Below are 19,550 nucleotides of genomic sequence, written 5' to 3' on the forward strand. Positions count from 1 at the left end.
GACCCCCGTGAGCGAACGTCCCACGCCCGACCTCTCGATCGTCGAGACCCGCGTCTACCGCGGGGCCAACGTGTGGTCCTACGACAAGGCCATCCACCTGGTCGTCGACCTCGGCGCCCTCGAGGACTTCCCGACCAACACGATCCCCGGCTTCACCGACAACCTCCTCACGATGCTGCCGGGGCTGCGCGAGCACTCCTGCTCCCGCGGCAAGCGCGGCGGCTTCGTCGAGCGCCTCAACGAGGGCACCTGGCTGGGCCACGTGGCCGAGCACGCAGCCCTCGCGCTCCAGCAGGTCGTCGGCCACGACATCCGCCGCGGCAAGACCCGCGGGGTCAAGGGCCACAAGGGCCTCTACAACGTCGTCTTCGGGTACGCCGACGAGCAGGTCGGGCTCGCCGCCGCACGGCTCGCGGTGCGACTGGTCAACCACCTGGTCGAGGCCGACCCCGAGTTCGACTGGGACGCCGCGCTCGAGGAGTTCATCAAGCGGGCCCAGCGCACCGCGTTCGGCCCCTCGACGCAGGCGATCCTCGACGAGGCGGTGTCGCGCGACATCCCCTGGATCCGCCTCAACCAGCACTCCCTGGTCCAGCTCGGGCAGGGCGTCCACGCCAAGCGCATCCGGGCGACGATGACGTCGGCCACCAGCGCCATCGCCGTCGACATCGCCTCCGACAAGGACCTCACGACCTCGCTGCTCGGCGCGGCGGGCCTGCCGGTGCCCAAGCAGGAGGTGATGCGCACCGTCGAGCAGGCGATCCGCGCCGCCGAGCGGATCGGCTACCCTGTCGTGCTCAAGCCCCTCGACGGCAACCACGGCCGCGGGGTGATCCTCGACAACGAGAACGAGGACGACGTGCGCGCCGCCTTCGTGATCGCCAAGGAGGAGTCGCGGCGCGGCGTGATCCTGGTGGAGTCGCAGATCGTCGGCAAGGACTACCGCTGCCTGATCATCGACGGCAGGGTCGCGGCCATCGCCGAGCGGGTGCCCGCCTCGGTCACCGGTGACGGCACCGCCACCGTCGAGCAGCTCGTCGACACCGCCAACGCCGACCCGCGCCGCGGCGTGGGCCACGAGAAGGTCCTGACCCGGATCAAGGTCGACGACGCGGCCGTCCAGCTGGTGCGCGAGCAGGGCTTCGAGATGACCGACGTGCCGCCCGACGGCGTCCAGGTCAAGCTCGCCCTCACCGGCAACATGTCGACCGGCGGCATCTCCATCGACCGCACCTTCGAGGCACACCCCGAGAACGTCGAGATCGCCGAGGAGGCGGCCCGGATGGTCGGACTCGACATCGCGGGCATCGACTTCATCTGTCCCGACATCACCGAGCCGGTGCGCGAGACCGGCGGTGCGATCTGCGAGGTCAACGCCGCGCCCGGGTTCCGGATGCACACCCACCCGACGATCGGCGAGCCGCAGTTCATCGCCAAGCCCGTCGTCGACATGCTCTTCCCGCCGGGAGCCACCAGCCGGATCCCGATCGTGGCCGTCACCGGCACCAACGGCAAGACGACCACGTCGCGGATGATCAGCCACGTCTTCAAGGGCATGGGCCGCAAGGTCGGGATGACCTCGACCGACGGCGTCGTGATCGACGAGCGCCTGCTCATCCGCTCCGACGCCTCCGGCCCGCGCTCGGCGCGGATGGTCCTGCAGAACCCCCGCGTCGACTTCGCCGTCTTCGAGGTCGCCCGGGGCGGGATCCTGCGCGAGGGCCTCGGCTACGAGCGCAACGACGTCGCCGTCGTCCTCAACGTGCAGCCCGACCACCTCGGCCTGCGCGGCATCGACACCGTCGAGCAGCTCGCCGACGTCAAGGCGGTCCTGGTCGAGGCGGTCCCGCGCGACGGCCACGCCGTCCTCAACGCCGACGACCCCCTGGTGCGCGAGATGCGGCGCCGCTGCTCGGGCCAGGTCGTGTGGTTCTCGATGGAGGAGCCCGGCACCGAGGTCCGCGACATGATCGACGCCCACTGCCGCCGCGGCGGCAAGGCGCTCGTGCTCAACCCGAGCGATCGCGGCGAGATGATCGTCGTCAAGCACGGCCCGCGCGAGATGCAGCTCGCCTGGACCCACCTGCTGCCCGCGACGTTCAACGGCCGGGCCCGGATGAACGTGCAGAACACCATGGCCGCCGCGGCCGCCGCCTTCGCGGCCGGCGCGCCGCTGCACGACATCCGGCAGGGCCTGCGCACCTTCACCACCAGCTACTACCTCTCCCCCGGACGCCTCAACGAGGTCGAGGTCAACGGGGTCAACGTGGTCGTCGACTACTGCCACAACGCCCCCGGCATGAAGATGCTCGGCGACTTCGTCGACCGCACCGGTGACTCCCTGGCCTCCTCCCACGAGCTGGCCCGGCCCTCGCGCATCGGGGTCATCGCCACCGCCGGCGACCGCCGCGACCAGGACATGCGCGAGCTCGGCGAGATCGCCGCGCAGCACTTCGACGTCGTCATCGTCCGCGAGGACGAGAGCCTGCGCGGTCGCCGCCGCGGCGAGGTGGCCGGCTTCGTCACCGAGGGCGTCCGTACGGCGATGGCCGCCGGCTCGCGCTGCAAGCAGGTCGAGGAGGTCCACGACGAGATCGACGCGGTCCGCCACGCGATGGCCCGCGCCAACCGCGGCGACCTCCTGGTCCTGTGCGTCGACAAGCACGCCGCGGTGATGAGCGAGCTCGAGAACTGGTCCTCGGTCGCCCAGGCCGGGTCCGGGGCGAGCGACGAGTCGCCGGCCGCCGACCCCGACTACGTGGCCCCCGCGGAGTCGTGATCGGGTCGTGCGGATCCTCGACCTGGCCGCCGCCTCCCACCGGCCGGTCGAGGCCCACGGCAGCGTCGGCTTCAGCATCGGCGCGATCGGACTGACCGCCGAGGCCCACCTGGTGACCGTCACCCTGCGCCCCGGCGGCGTCGTCGGCCGCCACCCCGCCGCGGGCCGTCAGCTGCTCGTCGTCCTCTCCGGCGACGCGCTCGTCTCGGGCAGCCACGGCGAGCCCGTGGTCATCGGCCCGGGTCGGGCCGCGGTGTGGGAACCCAACGAGCTGCACGAGACCCGCACGACGTCCGGTCTGGTGGCACTGGTCATCGAGGGCGACGTCGACCTGGGCACGCCCGGGCACGTGGTCGACCCCGGCGACGTCTGAGTCAAGGGTCGGCCCATCGCCCGCCCGGACAAGCCCGCCCGGACACGTCCGCCCGGCCACGGAGACCGGCTGGGGTGGTTTCGACGCGCTCGTACGACCTCGTTCCTCGGTCGTGTCGCTTGCTCAACCTCCTCCGCGCTAGCCCGCGCCTCGTCCCTCGGCGCCGGCTGCGCGTCGGACCTTCATCGCCAGCGTCTCGCTGCTGTCGGGGGTGCCGCCGTGCTCGGCTATCCAGTCGTAGCACTCCTGCCGCTCGGCGTGGCACATCAGCCCGACCACGTCGCCCGGGAGCGCCTGGCCGACCAGGGCCGACAGCGCCGCGACCTCGGTGGGGTACGCCGGGACCCCGGTCACCCCGACCCGCTCGGCCCCGGCGCGCATGAGGACCTCGAGCTCGTCGGTGGTGCGGCCGCGCAGGTACTTCGCCTTGTGCCCGATGGCGACGACGTCGCTGTCGCGGGCGGCGATCTCGCCCAGCTTCTCGATGAGGTCGTCGGTGCGGTCGCCGACGACGCCGAGGCCGAGGAGGATCCGCTGGTCCGGCCCGCGGACCCCGTTCATGATCTCGACCATCGCCTCGAGGCCGGCCTCGTTGTGGGCCAGGTCCATCACGACCGAGACGTCCCCGGGCAGGCTGAAGAAGTTCATCCGGCCCGGATTGTGCTCGGCGTCGGGCCGGAAGGTGCGCAGGCCCTCGACGACGACGTCACGCGGGATGCCGATCGCGAGAGCCGCCGACGCGGCCGCCAGCGTGTTCTCGACGTTGAAGCGGGACAGGCCGGCCAGGGTCATCGGCACGTCGAGGAGCTCGATCAGCGGGTCGGGATCGGCGTTGGGCCGCAGCACCGACACCCACCCGTCGATCACCACGGTCGCCCGGCCGCCGTCGTTGAGCGTGTCGCGCACCCCCGGTGCGTCGACGTCGCGCGAGAACACCCAGGGGCGCGCCTTGATCATCGAGCGCATCGCGTAGACGCGCGGGTCGTCGGCGTTCAGCACCGCCCAGCCGGAGCGGCGGGTGATCCGGGGCACGACGGCCTTGACCTCCGCGAGCTGGTCGACGGTGTCGATGCCCTGCTGTCCCAGGTGGTCGGCGGTCACGTTGGTGACGACCGAGACGTCGTTGCGGACCAGCCCGATGCCCTTGAGCAGGATGCCGCCTCGAGCGGTCTCGGTGACGGCGAGCTCGACCTCGGGGAAGGCCAGGACCCGCCCGGCGCCGCTCGGGCCGGAGTAGTCACCCTCCTCGACCAGCGTGCCGTCGACGTAGATGCCGTCGGTGTTGGACCAGCCCACGTGCAGTCCGTGGGTGCGCCCGATGTGGGCGATCATCCGCGACGTCGTGGTCTTGCCGTTGGTGCCGGTCACGGCGACCACCGGCACGCGCGGGAGGATCGTGGTCGGCTCGGGGCCCGCTTCGGCGCCCGCGACGCGCTCGGCGGCGGCGCTGACGGCCGCCTCGATGTCGCCCCCCGGCATGGCGTCGAGCACCTCGCCGACCGCGTGGCCCATCTCCTGGGCGCGGGTGCGGTGCCGCCACGGGAAGGCCACGACGACCTGGTGGGCGTCGCTGGTCGAGCGCACGCGCACGCCAAGGCGCGACGTACCGGACTCCTGGGCGACCGCACGCACGAGACGGCCCACCGCCCGCAGGGCGAAGCGCTGCCGGAAGCCCGAGCCCGGGTCGCCGGGCCGGGCGTTCTTGAGGCCGATCCGGGTCGCGAAGCGGCGGGCGGTCTCCTCCGAGGCCTCGCTCAGGCCACCGATGTCGAGGGTGAGCTTGATCGCGGCGCGGGGGAAGTAGAGGTTGGGTCCCTCGAGGACCCGCAGCTCGATCAGTGAGGAAACCACGGGAGCACCGTATCGAGCACCCGGCACGACGCCCGGACGCGGTCGCCTCGCACGTGCGAGGCTGGAGGGGTGACCGATCGTCCCGCCGAGCGCGACCCGATCCTCGGACGACTGTCCGCCCAGCGTCTTCACGTCCTCGCCCAGCTCGACGGGCTCGACGACGAGCAGCTGCGCCGACCGGTGCTGCCGTCCGGGTGGTCGTGCCTCGAGCTCGTCCGCCACCTGACGCTCTCCGACGAGCGCTACTGGTTCGAGGTCGTCGTGGCCGGCGGCCCGCTCGACTTCTGGCCCGAGGACGATCACGGCGACTGGTCGGTCGGGGCTGACGAGTCGGCCGACGGTGTGCTCCAGGACTACCGCGACGCGATCGCCGCCTCCGACGCGATCGTGGCAGCGCGCTCGCTCGACGACCCGCCCGCCTCCCCCGAGGACTGGTGGGCCGAGGTCGGCATGGCCTTCCCCGACCTGCGCACGGTGGTCCTCCACGTCCTCGTCGAGACCGCCGTGCACGCAGGCCAGCTCGACGCCGTCCGCGAGATCATCGACGGCCGTCAGTACATCGTGCTCTGAGCAGCACCTTGGGCGACGCCGGCGGCGGCGACCCTCAGGCGATCGCCGCACGCACGTCGTCGCGACGCAGCATCTGCACGCACCAGTCGAAGTGGCCGTCGCTGCCGTCGGGGCTGAAGACCGTCGCGGTCGCCAGCGCGTACGCCGCCCGGTGGACCGCGAAGCGGTGCGGGTCGTGCCCGAGCCGGGTCGTGAACGCCTCGTCGAGGATCGCCTCGCTGTCGCGGTGCCGCGGGCCGTACATGTCGAAGATGCTCGCCGTGACGGCAGCGTCGAAGGCCGGATCGCCCGCGGTCGTGAGGAACCCGAGATCCAGGACGGCGACCACCCGGCCGTCCTCGACGTGGACGTTCATCGGCACCAGGTCACCGTGCACCAGCGCCGGCCGGGCCGGCGCGAGCCCGCCCAGGGCACGCACGGTCGCCCGGGTCACCGGGCCGAGGTCGGGCACCGCCGCCATGAGCGGGCCCCGAGCCTGTGCGACACGGCGCTCGACCAGCGCGGCCAGCTGCTCGGCGAAGTCGCCGCCGGCGGCGAACGGCGGCTCGTCCGGCAGCACCGGCAGGCCGCTCATGGCCGCAGTCGGCTCGACCGAGGCCAGCGCGGCGAGGACGGCGACCAGGTGGTCGACCCGCGCCGCGTCGACCGGGAGCGGCTCGCCGTCACCGTCACCGTCGGCGTACGCGCGCCCGAGCTGGGCGCCCGGCAGGTGCGCCTCGATCGTCACCGTCACCCCGCCCGTGTCGGAGGGGTCGAGGACCTCGAGCACCTGCGGCGTCGCGAACGGCAGCCCGGACCGGGCGACCGCGTCGAGGGTCGCCTTCGCCGCCCTGGCACGGGCCAGCGACGGTTGGTGCCACACCTTCGCGACCCGGTCGCCGGGCAGCGCCACCGCGACGCCCTCGGCACCGTGTCCGAGGACCTCGCCGGGAGCGAGGCCGAGCCCGGTCAGCAGCGACCGGGCGTCGTCGTACGCCGTCACGCGCCCATCGCGTGGAAGCCACCGTCGACGTGCACGATCTCGCCACTGGTCGCGGGGAAGAAGTCGGACAGCAGCGCGACGACGGCCTTGGCCGTCGGCTCGTGGTCGGCGTTGTCCCAGCCGAGCGGCGCCTTGGTGGCCCACATCGCGTCGAGCTCCTCGAAGCCCGGGATCGCCTTGGCGGCCAGGGTCTTCAGCGGCCCGGCGGCGACGAGGTTGACCCGGATGCCGTCGGGGCCCAGGTCGCGGGCGAGGTAGCGCGAGGTCGACTCGAGCGCGGCCTTGGCGACGCCCATCCAGTCGTAGACCGGCCAGGCGACCGAGGCGTCGAAGGTGAGGCCGACGATCGACCCGCCGGGCCGCATCAGCGGCTGGGCGGCCATCGCCAGGGCCTTGAGGGAGTAGGCCGAGACCTGCACGGCCTGGGCGACGTCGGGCCAGGGCCCGGTGAGGAACTTGCCGCCGAGGAGCGTCTCGGGGTTGCCGTAGGCGATCGAGTGCACGACGCCGTCGAGGTGCGCGTCGTCGCCCAGGTGCTCGCGCACCTGGTCGGCCAGGCCGGCGAGGTGCTCGTCGTCGGTGACGTCGAGCTCGAGCACCGGCGGGGTCGAGGGGAGCCGCTTGGCGATGCGGCGGGTGATGCCGAGCGCGCGGCCGAAGTTGGAGATGAGCACCGTGGCGCCCTGCTCCTGGGCGACCTTCGCGGTCGCGAACCCGATCGAGGAGTCCATCGTGACTCCCGCCACGAGGATGGTCTTGCCGTCGAGGATGCCTGCCATGTCAGTGCCCCATTCCTAGTCCGCCGTCGACGGGGATGACCGCCCCGGTCACGTATGCCGCTCCGTCGCCCGCCAGCCAGGTGACCGCTGCAGCCACCTCGGCCGGGTCGGCGTACCGCCCGAGCGGCACCTGGGCGCGGATCGCGGTCTTCTGGTCGTCGCTCAGCACGTCGGTCATGTCGGTGGCCACGAACCCGGGCGCGACCACGTTGGCGGTGATCGACCGCGAGCCGAGCTCTCGCGCCAGCGACCGCGCCATGCCGACCAGGCCGGCCTTGGACGCGGCGTAGTTGGCCTGCCCGGGCGAGCCGAGCAGCCCGACGACCGAGGAGATGAAGATGATCCGGCCGCGCCGCAGGCGCAGCATGCCCTTGGTGGCCCGCTTGGCCAGGCGGAACGAACCGGTGAGGTTGGTGTCGATGACACTGGACCAGTCGTCCTCCGACATCCGCAGCAGCAGCGTGTCGGCGGTGATCCCGGCGTTGGCGACCAGCACCTCCACGGGGCCGAGCTCGGCCTCGATCGTGGCGAACGCGGCGTCGACCGCACCTGGGTCGGTGACGTCGCAGGTCACGTCGAGCGCGCCCTCGGGAGCGCCGCCGCTGCGCGTGGTGACCGCGACCCGGTCGCCCTGGGCCACGAACGCCTCGGCGATGGCACGACCGATGCCGCGGTTGCCGCCGGTGACGAGCACGACACGGCCTGCGGGTGCAGCTGGCGGTTCGGGGGTCTCACTCACCTGGGCGACGCTAGTGCTTACTGCGAGGTAGGCGAAAAGTGCCACGCGTCAGGAGCACCGACGTGACCACGAACCCTCGACGGGCCGAAGGCCCTACTCGTCGTCCTCGAGCCGGAAGCCCAGCTTGATGCCGACCTGGTAGTGCTCGACCTGGCCGTCCTTGATCTGGCCGCGGACCTGGGTCACCTCGAACCAGTCGAGGTGGCGCAGGGTCTTGCTGGCGCGCTCGATGCCGTTGCTGATCGCCTCCTCGATGCCGACGGGCGAGGTGCCGACGATCTCGGTCAGGCGGTAGGTGCGATTGGTCATGACGCCTACCTTAGGGGTGTCCGGACGGCCCGCCGGTGCGGCGTACGCTGACGGGCATGGCCCGCAAGGAAGCAGTCGACGACGTCGTCCGCATCACCACGGCCGCCGGCAACCGGGCGGACGACATCCGGGCCCGCCAGAAGCGCTACCTGCTGTCGATGAGCCTGCGCACCCTCTGCTTCGTGGGCGCGATCATCGCCTCGCTGGCCGGGGTCGGGTGGCTCTGGCCGATCCTCATCGCCGGTGCGCTGGTGCTGCCCTACATCGCGGTGGTGATGGCCAACGCCGCTGCCACCCAGTCCGACGGGTTCGAGCTGCGCGAGGCCGACCTCGGTCGCCGTGCCCTCGGGCCCGGCGAGCGTCGCGAGCTCTGACCCGGGTGGAACCCGACGTCTGCTCGTCCAAGGGGTGCCGGGCGCCCGCGACCTGGCAGCTGCTGTGGAACAACCCCAAGCTGCACACGGCCGACCGGCGCAAGGTGTGGCTGGCGTGCGACGAGCACCGCGAGTCGCTGTCGGGGTTCCTCGGGGCGCGTCAGTTCCTGAAGGACGTCGTCCCGCACGCCGCGGGCTCAGCCGCCGATAGCTGACATCGGTCGGTCGGACTGCAGGAACGACGGGTCGTCGATCCCGTGGCCGGCGAGCTTCCCGCGCATCGCGACGAGCCAGCGCTCGGCCAGCTCGTCATCGCTCGCGCCGGCCCGCATGGCACCGCGCAGGTCGGACTCGTGGCGGGCGAACAGGCAGGTGAGGATCTGGCCGTCGGCGGTCAGTCGGACCCGGTCGCAGTCACCGCAGAACGGCCGGGTGACCGAGGCGATCACGCCCACGGTGGCCGGGCCACCGCCGACCAGGAAGCTCTCGGCCGGCGCGCTGCCTCGAGGCGCGGTCGCAGGGGTGAGCACGTAGGCCGCCTCGAGGGCAGCCAGGATCTCGTCGGCGGTGACCATGCCGTCGCGCGACCAGCCGTGCTGCGCGTCGAGCGGCATCTGCTCGATGAACCGCAGCTCGTAGCCGCGCTCGAGGCACCAGCCGAGCAGCTCGACCGCCTGGTCGTCGTTGACGCCGCGCATCAGCACGGCGTTGACCTTCACCGGACCGAGACCGGCATCGGACGCCGCCGCGAGACCGGCGACCACGTCGGCGAAGCGGTCACGGCGGGTCAGCTGGAGGAACGTCTCGGGTCGCACGGTGTCGAGGCTGACGTTGACCCGGTCGAGGCCGGCGTGCGCGAGCGCGCCCGCCGTACGGGCCAGCCCGAGGCCGTTGGTCGTCAGGGAGGTCTCGACGGGCCCGTGGGGCGTCTCGATGGCCTTGGTGCGGGCGACGATGTCGACCAGGCCCCGGCGTACGAGCGGCTCGCCGCCGGTGAACCGCACCTCGCGCACGCCCAGCCGCTGCACCGCGACCTGCACCAGCCGGACGACCTCGTCGTCGGTGAGCTGCTGGCTGGTCGGCATCCAGTCGAGACCCTCGGCCGGCATGCAGTAGGTGCAGCGCAGGTTGCACTTGTCGGTCAGCGACACGCGCAGATCGGTCGCGACCCGGCCGTAGCCGTCGGCGAGGAGCTGCACGGGTGTGATCACGCCCTCAGTCTACGGACCGGCAGGTGGTGGACGGCTCATTCTCCGGGGGGCGGCGGCGCGGCTGGCGCGAGGGTGGCCGGATAACCTCGTGTCGTGGGGTCCTACCGCTTCCTGCTCAGCCGTCGCTGGGTCTCGTTCGCGGTCATCGTCGTGCTCCTGGCCGGGCTCGCCTGGTGGCTCGGCGAGTGGCAGTTCGGTCGCCTGCACGACCGTCAGGCCCGCAACGACGTCATCCGCACCAACGAGGCCCGCCCACCGGCCCCGGTCGACGACGTCCTCTCCCCCGACCGCAACCTCGGCGAGGCCGACGAGTGGCGCCGGGTCGAGGCCACCGGAACCTACGACACCGACAACACGGTCATCGTGCGCTACCGCAGCAACGACGACGGCGCCCCCGGCATCGACGTCGTCGTACCCCTGGTGACCGACACGGGCGCGTCGGTCGTCGTCGACCGCGGCTTCCTCGAGACCGACGCCCGCTCCCCCGACGTCGGCGACGTCCCCCAGCCCCCCACCGGCGAGGTCACGGTCGTCGGCTGGGTCCGCATCAACGGCACCGGCAGCAGCACCGCCGTCGACGACCTCTCCACCCGCGCCATCTCCTCCGACACGATCGGCACGGCGATCGGCCGCCCCGTCTACGACGGCTTCGTCGACGCCGTCTCCGAGAACGGCATGCCCATCGACGACCTGGCCGCCCGCGACCTCCCCGAGCTCGACAACGGCCCGCACTTCTTCTACGGCCTGCAGTGGTGGTTCTTCGGGGTCCTGGCGGTCTTCGGCTTCGGCTACCTCGCCTACGACGAGCGCCGCGGCGGACCGCGCGGCGAGCGCGAGGCCGACCGCAAGAAGGTCGACAAGCCGGCCAAGGTCCGCCAGACCAACGTGCCGCGGGAGTACCAGCGCCGCTGAGGTCGGTGCCCGATCGCCCGTCGATGTGCGAGGTGCCCCGCCTCACGCCGGTCGAGGTGCGAGCCCCGCTAGCGCCGAAGCTAGAGACTGTGAGTCCACCGCAGGCGTACGTCGGACTCGGGCGAGGTCGTCTCGTCGCAGGTCTCCCGTTTGTCCGGCCAGGTGGGCGGTTAGTGGGCCACCGTTCTGGCGCGTCGGGCAGGCCGATTCGGTGGCTGACGCACCGCCCGGTGGCCGGGCGCGCCAACCGGAGCGATTCGCGTGGGCCAGGTTCACGAGAATCGCTCCGGTCGTCGGATCTGGTGGGTGTCAGGGTGTCCGCGCTGGACGAGGGCGCGGCGGAGCCCGCCCTTGTCTGCGACGCGTGCCTACCGCACCACGACCCCGGTCAGTCGATCGGCACCGCGTCGTCGGTGAAGAACTGGGTGCGGTAGAGGTCGGCGTAGAGGCCGTCGCCGTCGAGGAGCTGGGCGTGGGTGCCGAACTCGGCGATGCGGCCGCCGTCGAGGACCAGGATCTGGTCGGCGTTGCGGACGGTCGAGAGGCGGTGGGCGATCACCAGCGACGTACGGCCCTCGAGGGCGGCGTCGAGGGCGCGTTGGACGGCGGCCTCGGACTCGGAGTCGAGGTGGGCGGTGGCCTCGTCGAGGACGACGATGGCGGGCGCCTTGAGCAGCAGGCGGGCGATGGCGAGCCGCTGGCGCTCCCCGCCGGAGAGGCGGTAGCCGCGGTCGCCGACGACGGTGTCGAGGCCGTCGGCGAGGGAGCGGACCAGGGGGGCGATCTGGGCGGCCTCGAGGGCGTCCCAGACCTGGTCGTCGGTGGCGTCGGGGCGGGCGTAGCGGAGGTTGGCGCCGATGGTGTCGTGGAACATGTGGGCGTCCTGGGTGACGTAGCCGACGACGTCCTCGAGGGACTGCAGGGTCACGTCTCGTACGTCGTGGCCGCCGACGCGGACGGCGCCGGCGCCGACGTCGTAGAGACGCGCCACGAGGTGGGTGACGGTGCTCTTGCCGGCGCCCGAGGGGCCGACCAGGGCGATCATCTGGCCGGGCTCGGCGACGAAGCCGACGTCGGTGAGCACCTGGGGGCGCTCCTTGGACTCGGTGCGTGCGAGGTTCTCCAGGGAGCCGAGGGAGACCTCATCGGCGCCGGGGTAGCTGAAGGACACGTGGTCGAACTCGAGGCGGCCCGCGTCGCGGGGCAGGGCGACGGCGCCGTGCTTCTGCTTGATCAGCGAAGGCAGGTCGAGGACCTCGAAGACGCGCTCGAAGCTGACCAGCGCGGTCATCACGTCGATGCGGACGTTGGAGAGCCCCTGGAGCGGGCCCAGCAGCCGCAGCAGCAGGGTGGCCAGGGCCAGCAGGGTGCCGACCGTGAGGGTGCCGTCGACGGCGAGGTGGCCGCCGACGCCGTAGACGAGGGCCGTCGCGAGCGCGGGCACGAGCATCATCGAGGCGCCGAAGATGCGCGTGATGAGCGAGATCCGGATGCCGAGGTCACGGACCCGGGCGGCCTTGGTGGCGAAGAGGTCGTCCTCCTCGCTGCGGCGGCCGAAGAGCTTGAGCAGCATCGCGCCGCCGACGTTGAACCGTTCGGTCATCACGTTGCCGAGGTCGGCGTTGCCGTCCATCTGCTGGCGGGTCAGGCCAGCCAGGCGTGCGCCGACCCAGCGCGAGACGAAGAACAGGATCGGGAACATCACCAGGCACAGCAGGGTGACCTGCCAGCTGAGGGCGATCATCGCGATGCCGACGACGATGACGGCGATGCTGTTGGACACGGTGCTGGACAGGGTCGAGGTGAAGGCGCGCTGGGCGCCGATCACGTCGTTGTTGAGCCGGGAGACGAGAGCCCCGGTCTGGGTGCGGGTGAAGAACGCGAGGGACTGGCGCTGGACGTGGCCGAACACCTGGGTACGCAGGTCGAAGATCAGGCCCTCGCCGATGCGGGAGGAGAACCAGCCGGCGAAGACGGCCAGGACCGCGCTGAGGAGCGCGGCGCCGGCCATGGCGAGCGCCAGCCGGGTCACGAGTCCCCCGTCGCCCGCGATGATGCCGTCGTCGACGATGCGCTGCACGAGCAGCGGGGTCACGATCACCATCGCGGAGTCGACGACGGTGATGGACAGGAAGATCGCGATCAGGCGCCGGTGGGGACGGGCGAAGCCGAACACACGGCGTACGGTCTCGCGGGAGACGCGCCGGTCGACGACGCTCCGGTCGGAGCGCATCGAGCGCCAGGCTGCGGCATTGGGAGACATGAAGGACATCGGTCCACCTCCTGTGAGGTGCTAGGTGCTCAGCGCCCGGTGGATGCTGTGGGTCAGGTGGCCAGCAGGGCGGCGAGCTCGCGGAACCGACGGGCCTGGGCCTCCCGCTCGAGTCGACGTTGGGTGTCGAGGTCGTGGTGGGCGGCGCCGAGGACGAGCGCCTTGGTCTCGCGGACCGCACCGACCATCGGTGCGGTGAGGGATGCCACCAGCTCGGCGAGTCGGGAGTCGAGCCGGTCGGCGGGAACGGAGTCGAGGGCGATGCCGATGCGCACCGCCTCCTCGGCCGACACGGTGCGGGCCGAGGCGCAGATCTCCAGCGCCCTCGAGTAGCCAACCGCGTCGACCAGCGGTCTTGTTCCCGTGAGGTCGGGGACCAGGCCGAGTGCGGCCTCCTTCATGCAGAAGTAGGCGTCGTCGGCGACGAGCGTCAGGTCGCACGACAGCGCGAGCTGGAAGCCGGCACCGATGGCGTAGCCGTGGACGACCGCGATCGAGACGAAGCGTGGGTCGCGCAGCCAGGTGAAGCCCTGCTGGTAGGCGTCGATGGTCGCCGAGACGTCGTCGTCGGACTGCGCGAGCAGGTCGGCCACGCTCTCCTGGCCGTCGCCGCCGCCGGGAGTGAGCAGGGTGCGGTCGAGCCCCGCCGAGAACGTCGCGCCCGCGCCGCGCAGGACGACCACGCGGACGTCGTCGGGCAGCTGCTCGCCGACGGCGGCGAGGGTGCGCCACATGGTCGGGGTCTGGGCGTTGCGGGCCTCGGGCTTGTCGAGGGTGATGGTGGCGACGCCGCCCTCGACCTCGTAGCGGAGTCGGCCGGCGGCGAGCTGGTCGGCGGTGATGGTGCTGGTCATGCGGTGAGTCTAGGGACCGGCTCCGACAGTCCTTGACCTCAACCTCGCTTGAGGTTGCACGGTGGTGTCCGCACCCCCCACGACACCCACCACGCAGGAGGACGGTATGCCCGTCGCACTCATCACCGGAGGCTCGGCCGGACTCGGCCGCGCGCTCGTCCACTCCCTCAGCCGGGAAGGTTGGACCGTCGTCACCGACGGCCGCGACCCGGCGCGCCTCGCCGCCGCGGTGGCGGGGCTCGAGGCCGTCGTACCCGTGGCCGGCGACGTCGCCGACCCGGCCCACCGCGCCGACCTGGCCCGCGAGGTCGGATGGCTGGGCCGGCTCGACCTCCTCGTCCACAACGCCAGCACCCTGGGTCCGCTCCCCCTCCGGCCGCTGCGCGAGACGACGACCGACGACCTGCTCGAGACCTGGCTGGTCGACGCCGCCGCACCGGTCGCGCTGACCGCGCTGGTGCTCCCCCAGCTTCGTGCCGCCGGCGGCGTCGTCGTCGCGCTGTCCAGCGACGCCGCCGTCGAGCACTACGAGACCTGGGGACCGTACGCCGCCGGCAAGGCCGCGCTCGACCGCCTGGTCCTGACGATGGGCGTCGAGGAGGGGGTGACGACGTACGCCGTCGACCCCGGCGACATGCGGACGGCGATGCACCAGGACGCCTTCCCCGACGAGGACATCTCCGACCGGCCGGAGCCCGCGTCGGTGGTGCCGGCACTGCGGGCGCTGCTGGCCGCGCGGCCGCCGTCAGGCCGCTACAGGGCGGCCGCGTACGCCGAGCTTCCCAGGGTCGTCGGGGCCCCGGCGTGACGACGCTGACCGAGGTCCCGACGACCACCTTCACCGCCCCGGCCTTCGCGCCGGCCCCCGCCGAGGCCCGCGGCTCCCGGCGCGACGCGACCCGGCTCCTCGTCGCCCGGCCCACCGGGGTGACCCACGCCGCGTTCCACGACCTGGCCGACCACCTCCATGCCGGCGACCTCGTCGTCGTCAACGACAGCGCCACCGTGGCCGGGCAGGCCGACGCCCGCTCGACGCGGCACGGCGCCGTGGTGGTGCACGCGGCCGCGCCGCTCGACGACGGCACGTGGGTGATCGAGGTGCGCACCGCACCCGCCGCCGCCCTACCCGTGCTCGACGCCCAGCCAGGCGACCGGCTGACGCTGTCGGGGGCGACCCTCGACCTCCTCGAGGCCCACCCGCGCGACGGCTCGTCGCCCGCCCGCGACGGCAACCGGCTGTGGCGGGCGCGGGTCACCGGCGACCTGGCCCGGACGATGGCGCGGCACGGACGCCCCATCTCCTACGGCTACCTGGACCGCACCTATCCACTGGTGGACTACCAGACCATCTTCGGGGTGCGTCCCGGCTCGGCCGAGATGCCGTCGGCGGCCCGGCCGTTCACCCCCGACCTCGTCACCCGTCTGGTCTCCCGCGGCATCGGCGTCGCCCCGGTCACGCTGCACACCGGGGTCTCCTCGCAGGAGGCCGGCGAGGCACCCCAGCCCGAGCGCTTCGAGGTCACCGACACCACGGCGCGCGTCGTCAACGCGGTCCGGGCCGGCGGCGGGCGCGTGGTCGCCGTCGGCACGACGGTGACGCGGGCCCTGGAGTCGGCTGTCGCCCCCGACGGCCGGGTGGTCGCCCGGGCCGGGTGGACCGAGCAGGTGGTCACCCCCGCCGACCCGCCACGCGTCGTCACCGGCCTGGTCACCGGCTGGCACGACCCGGCCGCCTCGCACCTGCTGCTGGTCGAGGCCGTGGCCGGTCGCGACCTCACGCAAGCGGCGTACGACGAGGCGGTGGCAGGCGGCTACCTGTGGCACGAGTTCGGGGACGCGGGGTTGTTCCTGCCGTGACACCCGTTGGGAAATTCACCGCTGAGGTGGTGAATCTCGTGGCTCTGCTACGAAACTTCGTCATAGCGGCGGGAGTTTCACCACCTAGGCGGTGAATCTCCCAACGCGTGCCGCACCGGCTACGCCAGCGACACCAGGTCGGCGTAGCTCTCGTTCCAGAGGTCCTCGTCGCCGTCGGGGAGGAGCAGCACCCGGTCGGGCTCGAGCGCGCGGACGGCGCCCTCGTCGTGGGTGACCAGGATGATGGCGCCCTCGTAGGTGCGGATGGCGGCCAGCACCTCCTCGCGGGAGGCCGGGTCGAGGTTGTTGGTGGGCTCGTCGAGGAGCAGCACGTTGGCGCTCGAGACGACGAGCGAGGCCAGGGCCAGGCGGGTCTTCTCGCCGCCGGAGAGCACCGAGGCGGGCTTGGCCGCGTCGTCGCCGGAGAACAGGAACGAGCCGAGGACCGATCGCGCCTCGGTGTCGGTGAGCTGCGGGGCGGCGGTCTGCATGTTCTCGAGCACCGTGCGGGAGGTGTCGAGGGTCTCGTGCTCCTGGGCGTAGTAGCCCAGCTTGAGCCCGTGGCCGGGGACGACCTCGCCGGTGTCGGACTGGTCGACGCCGCCCAGGATGCGCAGCAGCGTGGTCTTGCCGGCCCCGTTGAGGCCGAGGATGACGACCCGCGAGCCGCGGTCGATGGCCAGGTCGACGTCGGTGAACACCTCGAGCGAGCCGTAGGACTTCGACAGCTCCTTGGCCGTGAGCGGGGTCTTGCCGCACGGGGCCGGCGAGGGGAACTTGATCTTGGCGACCTTGTCGGCCGCACGCTCGCCCTCCAGGCCCGCCATGATCTTGTCGGCGCGCTTGAGCATCGACTGGGCGGCCACGGCCTTCGAGGCCTTGGCTCGCATCCGGTTGGCCTGGTCGGTGAGCGTCTTGGCCTTGTTCTCGGCGTTGGACCGCTCACGCTTGCGGCGCTTCTCGTCGGTCTCGCGCTGGGTCAGGTAGAGCTTCCAGCCCATGTTGTAGAGGTCGATGACCCCGCGGTTGGCGTCGAGATGGAAGACCTTGTTGACGGTCTCCTCGAGCAGCGCGTTGTCGTGGCTGATCACGATGAACCCGCCGCGGTGCTGCTTGAGGAAGTCGCGCAGCCACACGATCGAGTCGGCGTCGAGGTGGTTGGTCGGCTCGTCGAGGATCAGCACCTCGGCGTCGGAGAACAGGATGCGGGCCAGCTCGACCCGGCGGCGCTGGCCGCCCGAGAGCGTCTTGAGCGGCTGGCTGAGGATGCGCTCCTCGATGCCGAGCGACGCCGCGATCGTGGCGGCCTCGGACTCGGCCGCGTAGCCACCGCCGGCCTGCATCTCGTCGGTGGCGCGGGTGTAGCGCTTCATGCCCTTCTCGCGCTGCTTGGGGTCCTCGGACCCCATCAGCTCCTCGGCCTCGCGCATCCGGCGTACGACGTCGTCGAGGCCGCGGGCCGACAGGATGCGCTCGCGGGCGATGACCTCGGGGTCACCAGTGCGGGGGTCCTGCGGCAGGTAGCCGACCTCGCCGGTGCGCGTCACCGACCCGGCAGCGGGCTGGGCCTCGCCGGAGAGGATCTTGGTGAGCGTCGTCTTGCCGGCGCCGTTGCGACCGACGAGTCCGACCTTGTCGCCGGCGGCGACCCGGAAGGTGACGTCGGCCATCAGGAGCCGGGCACCGGCCCGGACCTCGAGCTGGTGTGCGCTGATCATGGTGCGTCGAGTCTAAGGAGCCAGCGGCGCTCTCACCCCATCGTGGGCCCGTCGCAGGGTGAGAGGCACGGCACACATGGCCTAGATTGCGGGCCATGCGCTTCAACCCCAAGGCCCGCCTGGACACCGGCCGGGTCGGCGATGCCGGACGTGGCTCGGGCGGTGGAGGCCGCGGCGGCGGGATGTCACTCCCGGGTGGGGTTGCGGGCGGCGGTGGCGTGATCGGCACGATCATCGTGATCGTCTTCATCGCCATCCAGGTCTTCTCCGACAACGGCGCCCAGACGAACGGCCCGGCGACCGACTCGGATCGATACGCCGAGTGCCAGACCGGGGCGGACGCCAACGAGTCGTCCGACTGTGCACGCCGGGCCGTGGAGGTCTCGCTCCGCAGCTACTGGAGCGGTGCTCTGCCGGAGCAGGCGAGGACGGAGTTCGCGCCCACCGAGGTCGTCACGTTCACCGACAGCGTCACGACGGGCGGTTGTGGTGCGGCGAGCGCTGCGACAGGTCCCTTCTACTGCCCGGGTGACCGCGTCATCTATCTGGACTCCACGTTCTTCGAGACCGTCCTGGAGGACCAGCTGGGCGGGACCGGCGGCGACTTCGTGGAGCCGTACGTCCTGGCCCACGAGTACGGCCACCACATCCAGAACCTGCTGGGCACGATGTCGCGAGTGCGCTCGCAGCAGGGTGCGGACAGCGACGCCGTGCGGCTCGAGCTGCAGGCCGACTGCTACGCGGGGATGTGGACGCGCGGCGCCGCGACCACCACCGACGAGTCCGGCACCCGGATCTTCGAGTCGATCGACGGCGCTGACATCGACGAGGCCGTCAGTGCGGCCAAGACGGTCGGGGACGACCAGATCCAGAAGACCACGAGCGGCCGCGTGGACCGGGAGGGGTGGACCCATGGGTCCTCCGAGCAGCGCGTGCGGTGGTTCAAGGTCGGCTACGACGGCGGATCGCTCCAGGACTGCGACACGTTCGCGGCGACGTCGCTGTAGACCTCCCGCACTGTCCACCGCGCTCGGATTCACGGCGCCCGGGCGAGGCCTACCAGCCGAGCAACGCCTCGACGTGGGCCGACTGGCGCTGCAGCGCCCGCAGGTACGGCGCCACGGACGGGTGCCGGTACTTGCCAGCCAGCGCCCCCTCACCCCCGGCAACACGGGCCAGCGCCCACTCGGCCCGGCCGAACGCCGTGAAGACAGCCGTGATCCGGGCCCCGAGCAGGACGTCGTCGGGCGCGGCGACACCGTCGGGCAGGCCCATCAGGTAGGCGTCGAGGAGCGGCTCGAACTCCTCGCGGGTCGAGAGCGAGAAGTAGCCGAGGTCGCCGCCGACGGGTCCGACCCCGAGGGTCGCCCAGTCGATGGCGACCGCCTCGTCGCCGGACCGGCCGGGCACGTTGTCGTGCGACGGGTCGCCGTGCTGCGGCACCTGCGGCAGGGCGTCGAGCAGCGACAGGAACTCCTCGCGCCGGCTCCACAGGTGGTCGGCGACGTCGGCTGCGGTGGTGCGGGCCAGGGTCGGCCATCCGCCCGCGAGGTGCTGGGTACGGGCCAGGCGCCGCCGTAGCTGGTCGGTGGTGAGGAAGCGGGGCCGCGCGAGGTCGCTGCCTGCGAACCGGCCGAGTGCCACGGCCACGAACAGCCCGCTGAGCGCGGCGTCCTCGACCCACTCGCGGGTGATGGTGATGCCGGTGTCGTCCTCGTCGACCGCGGCGCTCACCGCGCGCAGCCCCGCGGTGGACAGGGCGATCCCGGTGTCGAGCACGTCGGCCTCGCGCCGCCAGTAGGCGACGTGCGTGCGGTCCGACAGCTCGGCCGGGTCGTCTCGTGCCGGTGCGCCGAGCCGTTTGACGACCACGGGCTGGTCGCCGTACGACGTCCGCCACACGCCGACGGTGGACACACCGGCCCCTCGGGGCAGGGCGTGCCACCCCGGGTCGGGCTCCCACATGCCCC

The 19,550-nt window shown here is 72.3% G+C and carries 19 protein-coding genes; 9 read left to right on the forward strand and 10 right to left on the reverse strand.

Translation table 11 applies throughout. The annotated features are described in order from the left end of the window. Positions 1–7 precede the first annotated feature (7 nt). On the forward strand, positions 8–2,779 hold the full coding sequence (cphA, locus tag FJQ56_RS16405; protein WP_140010679.1) for a cyanophycin synthetase: 2,772 nt from the start codon (positions 8–10) through the stop codon (positions 2,777–2,779). Between the two features lie 7 nt (positions 2,780–2,786). Beyond that, on the forward strand, positions 2,787–3,152 hold the full coding sequence (locus FJQ56_RS16410; protein WP_140010680.1) for a cupin domain-containing protein: 366 nt from the start codon (positions 2,787–2,789) through the stop codon (positions 3,150–3,152). 138 nt (positions 3,153–3,290) lie between these two features. Here the strand turns inward: FJQ56_RS16410 and FJQ56_RS16415 are convergent, their stop codons facing one another. Then, on the reverse strand, positions 3,291–5,003 hold the full coding sequence (locus FJQ56_RS16415) for a Mur ligase family protein (RefSeq protein WP_140010681.1): 1,713 nt from the start codon (positions 5,001–5,003) through the stop codon (positions 3,291–3,293). Between the two features lie 69 nt (positions 5,004–5,072). On the opposite strand from FJQ56_RS16415, the gene FJQ56_RS16420 reads away from it, so the two are divergent. Beyond that, complete coding sequence (locus FJQ56_RS16420) at positions 5,073–5,573, forward strand: DinB family protein (protein WP_140010682.1); 501 nt, start codon at positions 5,073–5,075, stop codon at positions 5,571–5,573. Positions 5,574–5,607: 34 nt separating this feature from the next. On the opposite strand, the gene FJQ56_RS16425 is transcribed toward FJQ56_RS16420, so the two are convergent. From FJQ56_RS16425 to FJQ56_RS16440, 4 genes are all read right to left on the reverse strand, one after another. Beyond that, positions 5,608–6,555 (reverse strand): phosphotransferase family protein, encoded by a 948-nt coding sequence (locus FJQ56_RS16425; RefSeq protein WP_140010683.1) that lies wholly within the window; start codon positions 6,553–6,555, stop codon positions 5,608–5,610. Then, positions 6,552–7,334 (reverse strand): enoyl-ACP reductase FabI, encoded by a 783-nt coding sequence (fabI, locus tag FJQ56_RS16430; protein ID WP_140010684.1) that lies wholly within the window; start codon positions 7,332–7,334, stop codon positions 6,552–6,554. The genes FJQ56_RS16425 and fabI overlap by 4 nt, the downstream gene beginning before the upstream one ends. 1 nt (position 7,335) lies before the next feature. Then, on the reverse strand, positions 7,336–8,073 hold the full coding sequence (locus FJQ56_RS16435) for a beta-ketoacyl-ACP reductase (RefSeq protein WP_170215440.1): 738 nt from the start codon (positions 8,071–8,073) through the stop codon (positions 7,336–7,338). Between the two features lie 93 nt (positions 8,074–8,166). Beyond that, positions 8,167–8,382 carry a dodecin gene (locus FJQ56_RS16440; RefSeq protein WP_140010685.1) on the reverse strand — a complete coding sequence of 72 codons (216 nt, stop codon included), beginning with the start codon at positions 8,380–8,382 and terminating at the stop codon, positions 8,167–8,169. Positions 8,383–8,438: 56 nt separating this feature from the next. On the opposite strand from FJQ56_RS16440, the gene FJQ56_RS16445 reads away from it, so the two are divergent. Further along, a complete protein-coding gene (locus FJQ56_RS16445; protein WP_140010686.1) occupies positions 8,439–8,756 on the forward strand; it encodes a DUF3099 domain-containing protein in 318 nt (105 codons plus the stop codon). Positions 8,757–8,761: 5 nt separating this feature from the next. Then, a complete protein-coding gene (locus FJQ56_RS16450) occupies positions 8,762–8,971 on the forward strand; it encodes an acetone carboxylase (RefSeq protein ID WP_211351123.1) in 210 nt (69 codons plus the stop codon). Here FJQ56_RS16450 and moaA read toward each other — a convergent pair. Continuing rightward, positions 8,954–9,967 (reverse strand): GTP 3',8-cyclase MoaA, encoded by a 1,014-nt coding sequence (moaA, locus tag FJQ56_RS16455; RefSeq protein ID WP_246084213.1) that lies wholly within the window; start codon positions 9,965–9,967, stop codon positions 8,954–8,956. The two genes, FJQ56_RS16450 and moaA, sit on opposite strands and share 18 nt — an antisense overlap. 93 nt (positions 9,968–10,060) lie before the next feature. On the opposite strand from moaA, the gene FJQ56_RS16460 reads away from it, so the two are divergent. Then, positions 10,061–10,879 (forward strand): SURF1 family cytochrome oxidase biogenesis protein, encoded by an 819-nt coding sequence (locus tag FJQ56_RS16460; RefSeq protein ID WP_140010687.1) that lies wholly within the window; start codon positions 10,061–10,063, stop codon positions 10,877–10,879. A 388-nt stretch (positions 10,880–11,267) separates the two neighbouring features. Here FJQ56_RS16460 and FJQ56_RS16465 read toward each other — a convergent pair whose 3' ends face one another. Both FJQ56_RS16465 and FJQ56_RS16470 read right to left on the reverse strand, forming a co-directional pair. Further along, positions 11,268–13,151 carry an ABC transporter ATP-binding protein gene (locus FJQ56_RS16465; RefSeq protein ID WP_140010688.1) on the reverse strand — a complete coding sequence of 628 codons (1,884 nt, stop codon included), beginning with the start codon at positions 13,149–13,151 and terminating at the stop codon, positions 11,268–11,270. 53 nt (positions 13,152–13,204) lie between these two features. Continuing rightward, positions 13,205–14,005 (reverse strand): enoyl-CoA hydratase/isomerase family protein, encoded by an 801-nt coding sequence (locus tag FJQ56_RS16470; RefSeq protein ID WP_140010689.1) that lies wholly within the window; start codon positions 14,003–14,005, stop codon positions 13,205–13,207. A gap of 106 nt (positions 14,006–14,111) precedes the next feature. Here FJQ56_RS16470 and FJQ56_RS16475 point away from each other — a divergent pair, with 106 nt between their 5' ends. Next, positions 14,112–14,813, forward strand: coding sequence for an SDR family NAD(P)-dependent oxidoreductase (locus FJQ56_RS16475; protein ID WP_140010690.1), 702 nt, complete (start codon positions 14,112–14,114; stop codon positions 14,811–14,813). After that, positions 14,810–15,862: an S-adenosylmethionine:tRNA ribosyltransferase-isomerase gene (locus tag FJQ56_RS16480; protein WP_140010691.1), complete on the forward strand. Its 1,053-nt coding sequence runs from the start codon at positions 14,810–14,812 to the stop codon at positions 15,860–15,862. The genes FJQ56_RS16475 and FJQ56_RS16480 overlap by 4 nt, the downstream gene beginning before the upstream one ends. Positions 15,863–15,981: 119 nt before the next feature. Here the strand turns inward: FJQ56_RS16480 and FJQ56_RS16485 are convergent, their stop codons facing one another. After that, positions 15,982–17,580 (reverse strand): ABC-F family ATP-binding cassette domain-containing protein, encoded by a 1,599-nt coding sequence (locus tag FJQ56_RS16485; protein WP_140010692.1) that lies wholly within the window; start codon positions 17,578–17,580, stop codon positions 15,982–15,984. 95 nt (positions 17,581–17,675) lie between these two features. On the opposite strand from FJQ56_RS16485, the gene ypfJ reads away from it, so the two are divergent. After that, positions 17,676–18,587 carry a KPN_02809 family neutral zinc metallopeptidase gene (ypfJ, locus tag FJQ56_RS16490; RefSeq protein ID WP_140010693.1) on the forward strand — a complete coding sequence of 304 codons (912 nt, stop codon included), beginning with the start codon at positions 17,676–17,678 and terminating at the stop codon, positions 18,585–18,587. Positions 18,588–18,636: 49 nt separating this feature from the next. Here the strand turns inward: ypfJ and FJQ56_RS16495 are convergent, their stop codons facing one another. Then, complete coding sequence (locus tag FJQ56_RS16495; protein ID WP_140010694.1) at positions 18,637–19,545, reverse strand: phosphotransferase; 909 nt, start codon at positions 19,543–19,545, stop codon at positions 18,637–18,639. Positions 19,546–19,550: the final 5 nt, after the last annotated feature.

Source organism: Nocardioides plantarum, assembly GCF_006346395.1.
GTDB lineage: Bacteria > Actinomycetota > Actinomycetes > Propionibacteriales > Nocardioidaceae > Nocardioides > Nocardioides plantarum.

Bases quoted from the DNA above. Each gene is read 5' to 3' on its own strand.
- FJQ56_RS16485 (WP_140010692.1), bottom strand. From the start codon at position 17,580: ATGATCAGCGCACACCAGCTCGAGGTCCGGGCCGGTGCCCGGCTCCTG.
- ypfJ (WP_140010693.1), top strand. From the start codon at position 17,676: ATGCGCTTCAACCCCAAGGCCCGCCTGGACACCGGCCGGGTCGGCGAT.
- fabI (WP_140010684.1), bottom strand. From the start codon at position 7,334: ATGGCAGGCATCCTCGACGGCAAGACCATCCTCGTGGCGGGAGTCACG.
- FJQ56_RS16470 (WP_140010689.1), bottom strand. From the start codon at position 14,005: ATGACCAGCACCATCACCGCCGACCAGCTCGCCGCCGGCCGACTCCGC.
- FJQ56_RS16440 (WP_140010685.1), bottom strand. From the start codon at position 8,382: ATGACCAATCGCACCTACCGCCTGACCGAGATCGTCGGCACCTCGCCC.
- FJQ56_RS16495 (WP_140010694.1), bottom strand. From the start codon at position 19,545: ATGTGGGAGCCCGACCCGGGGTGGCACGCCCTGCCCCGAGGGGCCGGT.
- FJQ56_RS16475 (WP_140010690.1), top strand. From the start codon at position 14,112: ATGCCCGTCGCACTCATCACCGGAGGCTCGGCCGGACTCGGCCGCGCG.
- FJQ56_RS16465 (WP_140010688.1), bottom strand. From the start codon at position 13,151: ATGTCCTTCATGTCTCCCAATGCCGCAGCCTGGCGCTCGATGCGCTCC.
- FJQ56_RS16445 (WP_140010686.1), top strand. From the start codon at position 8,439: ATGGCCCGCAAGGAAGCAGTCGACGACGTCGTCCGCATCACCACGGCC.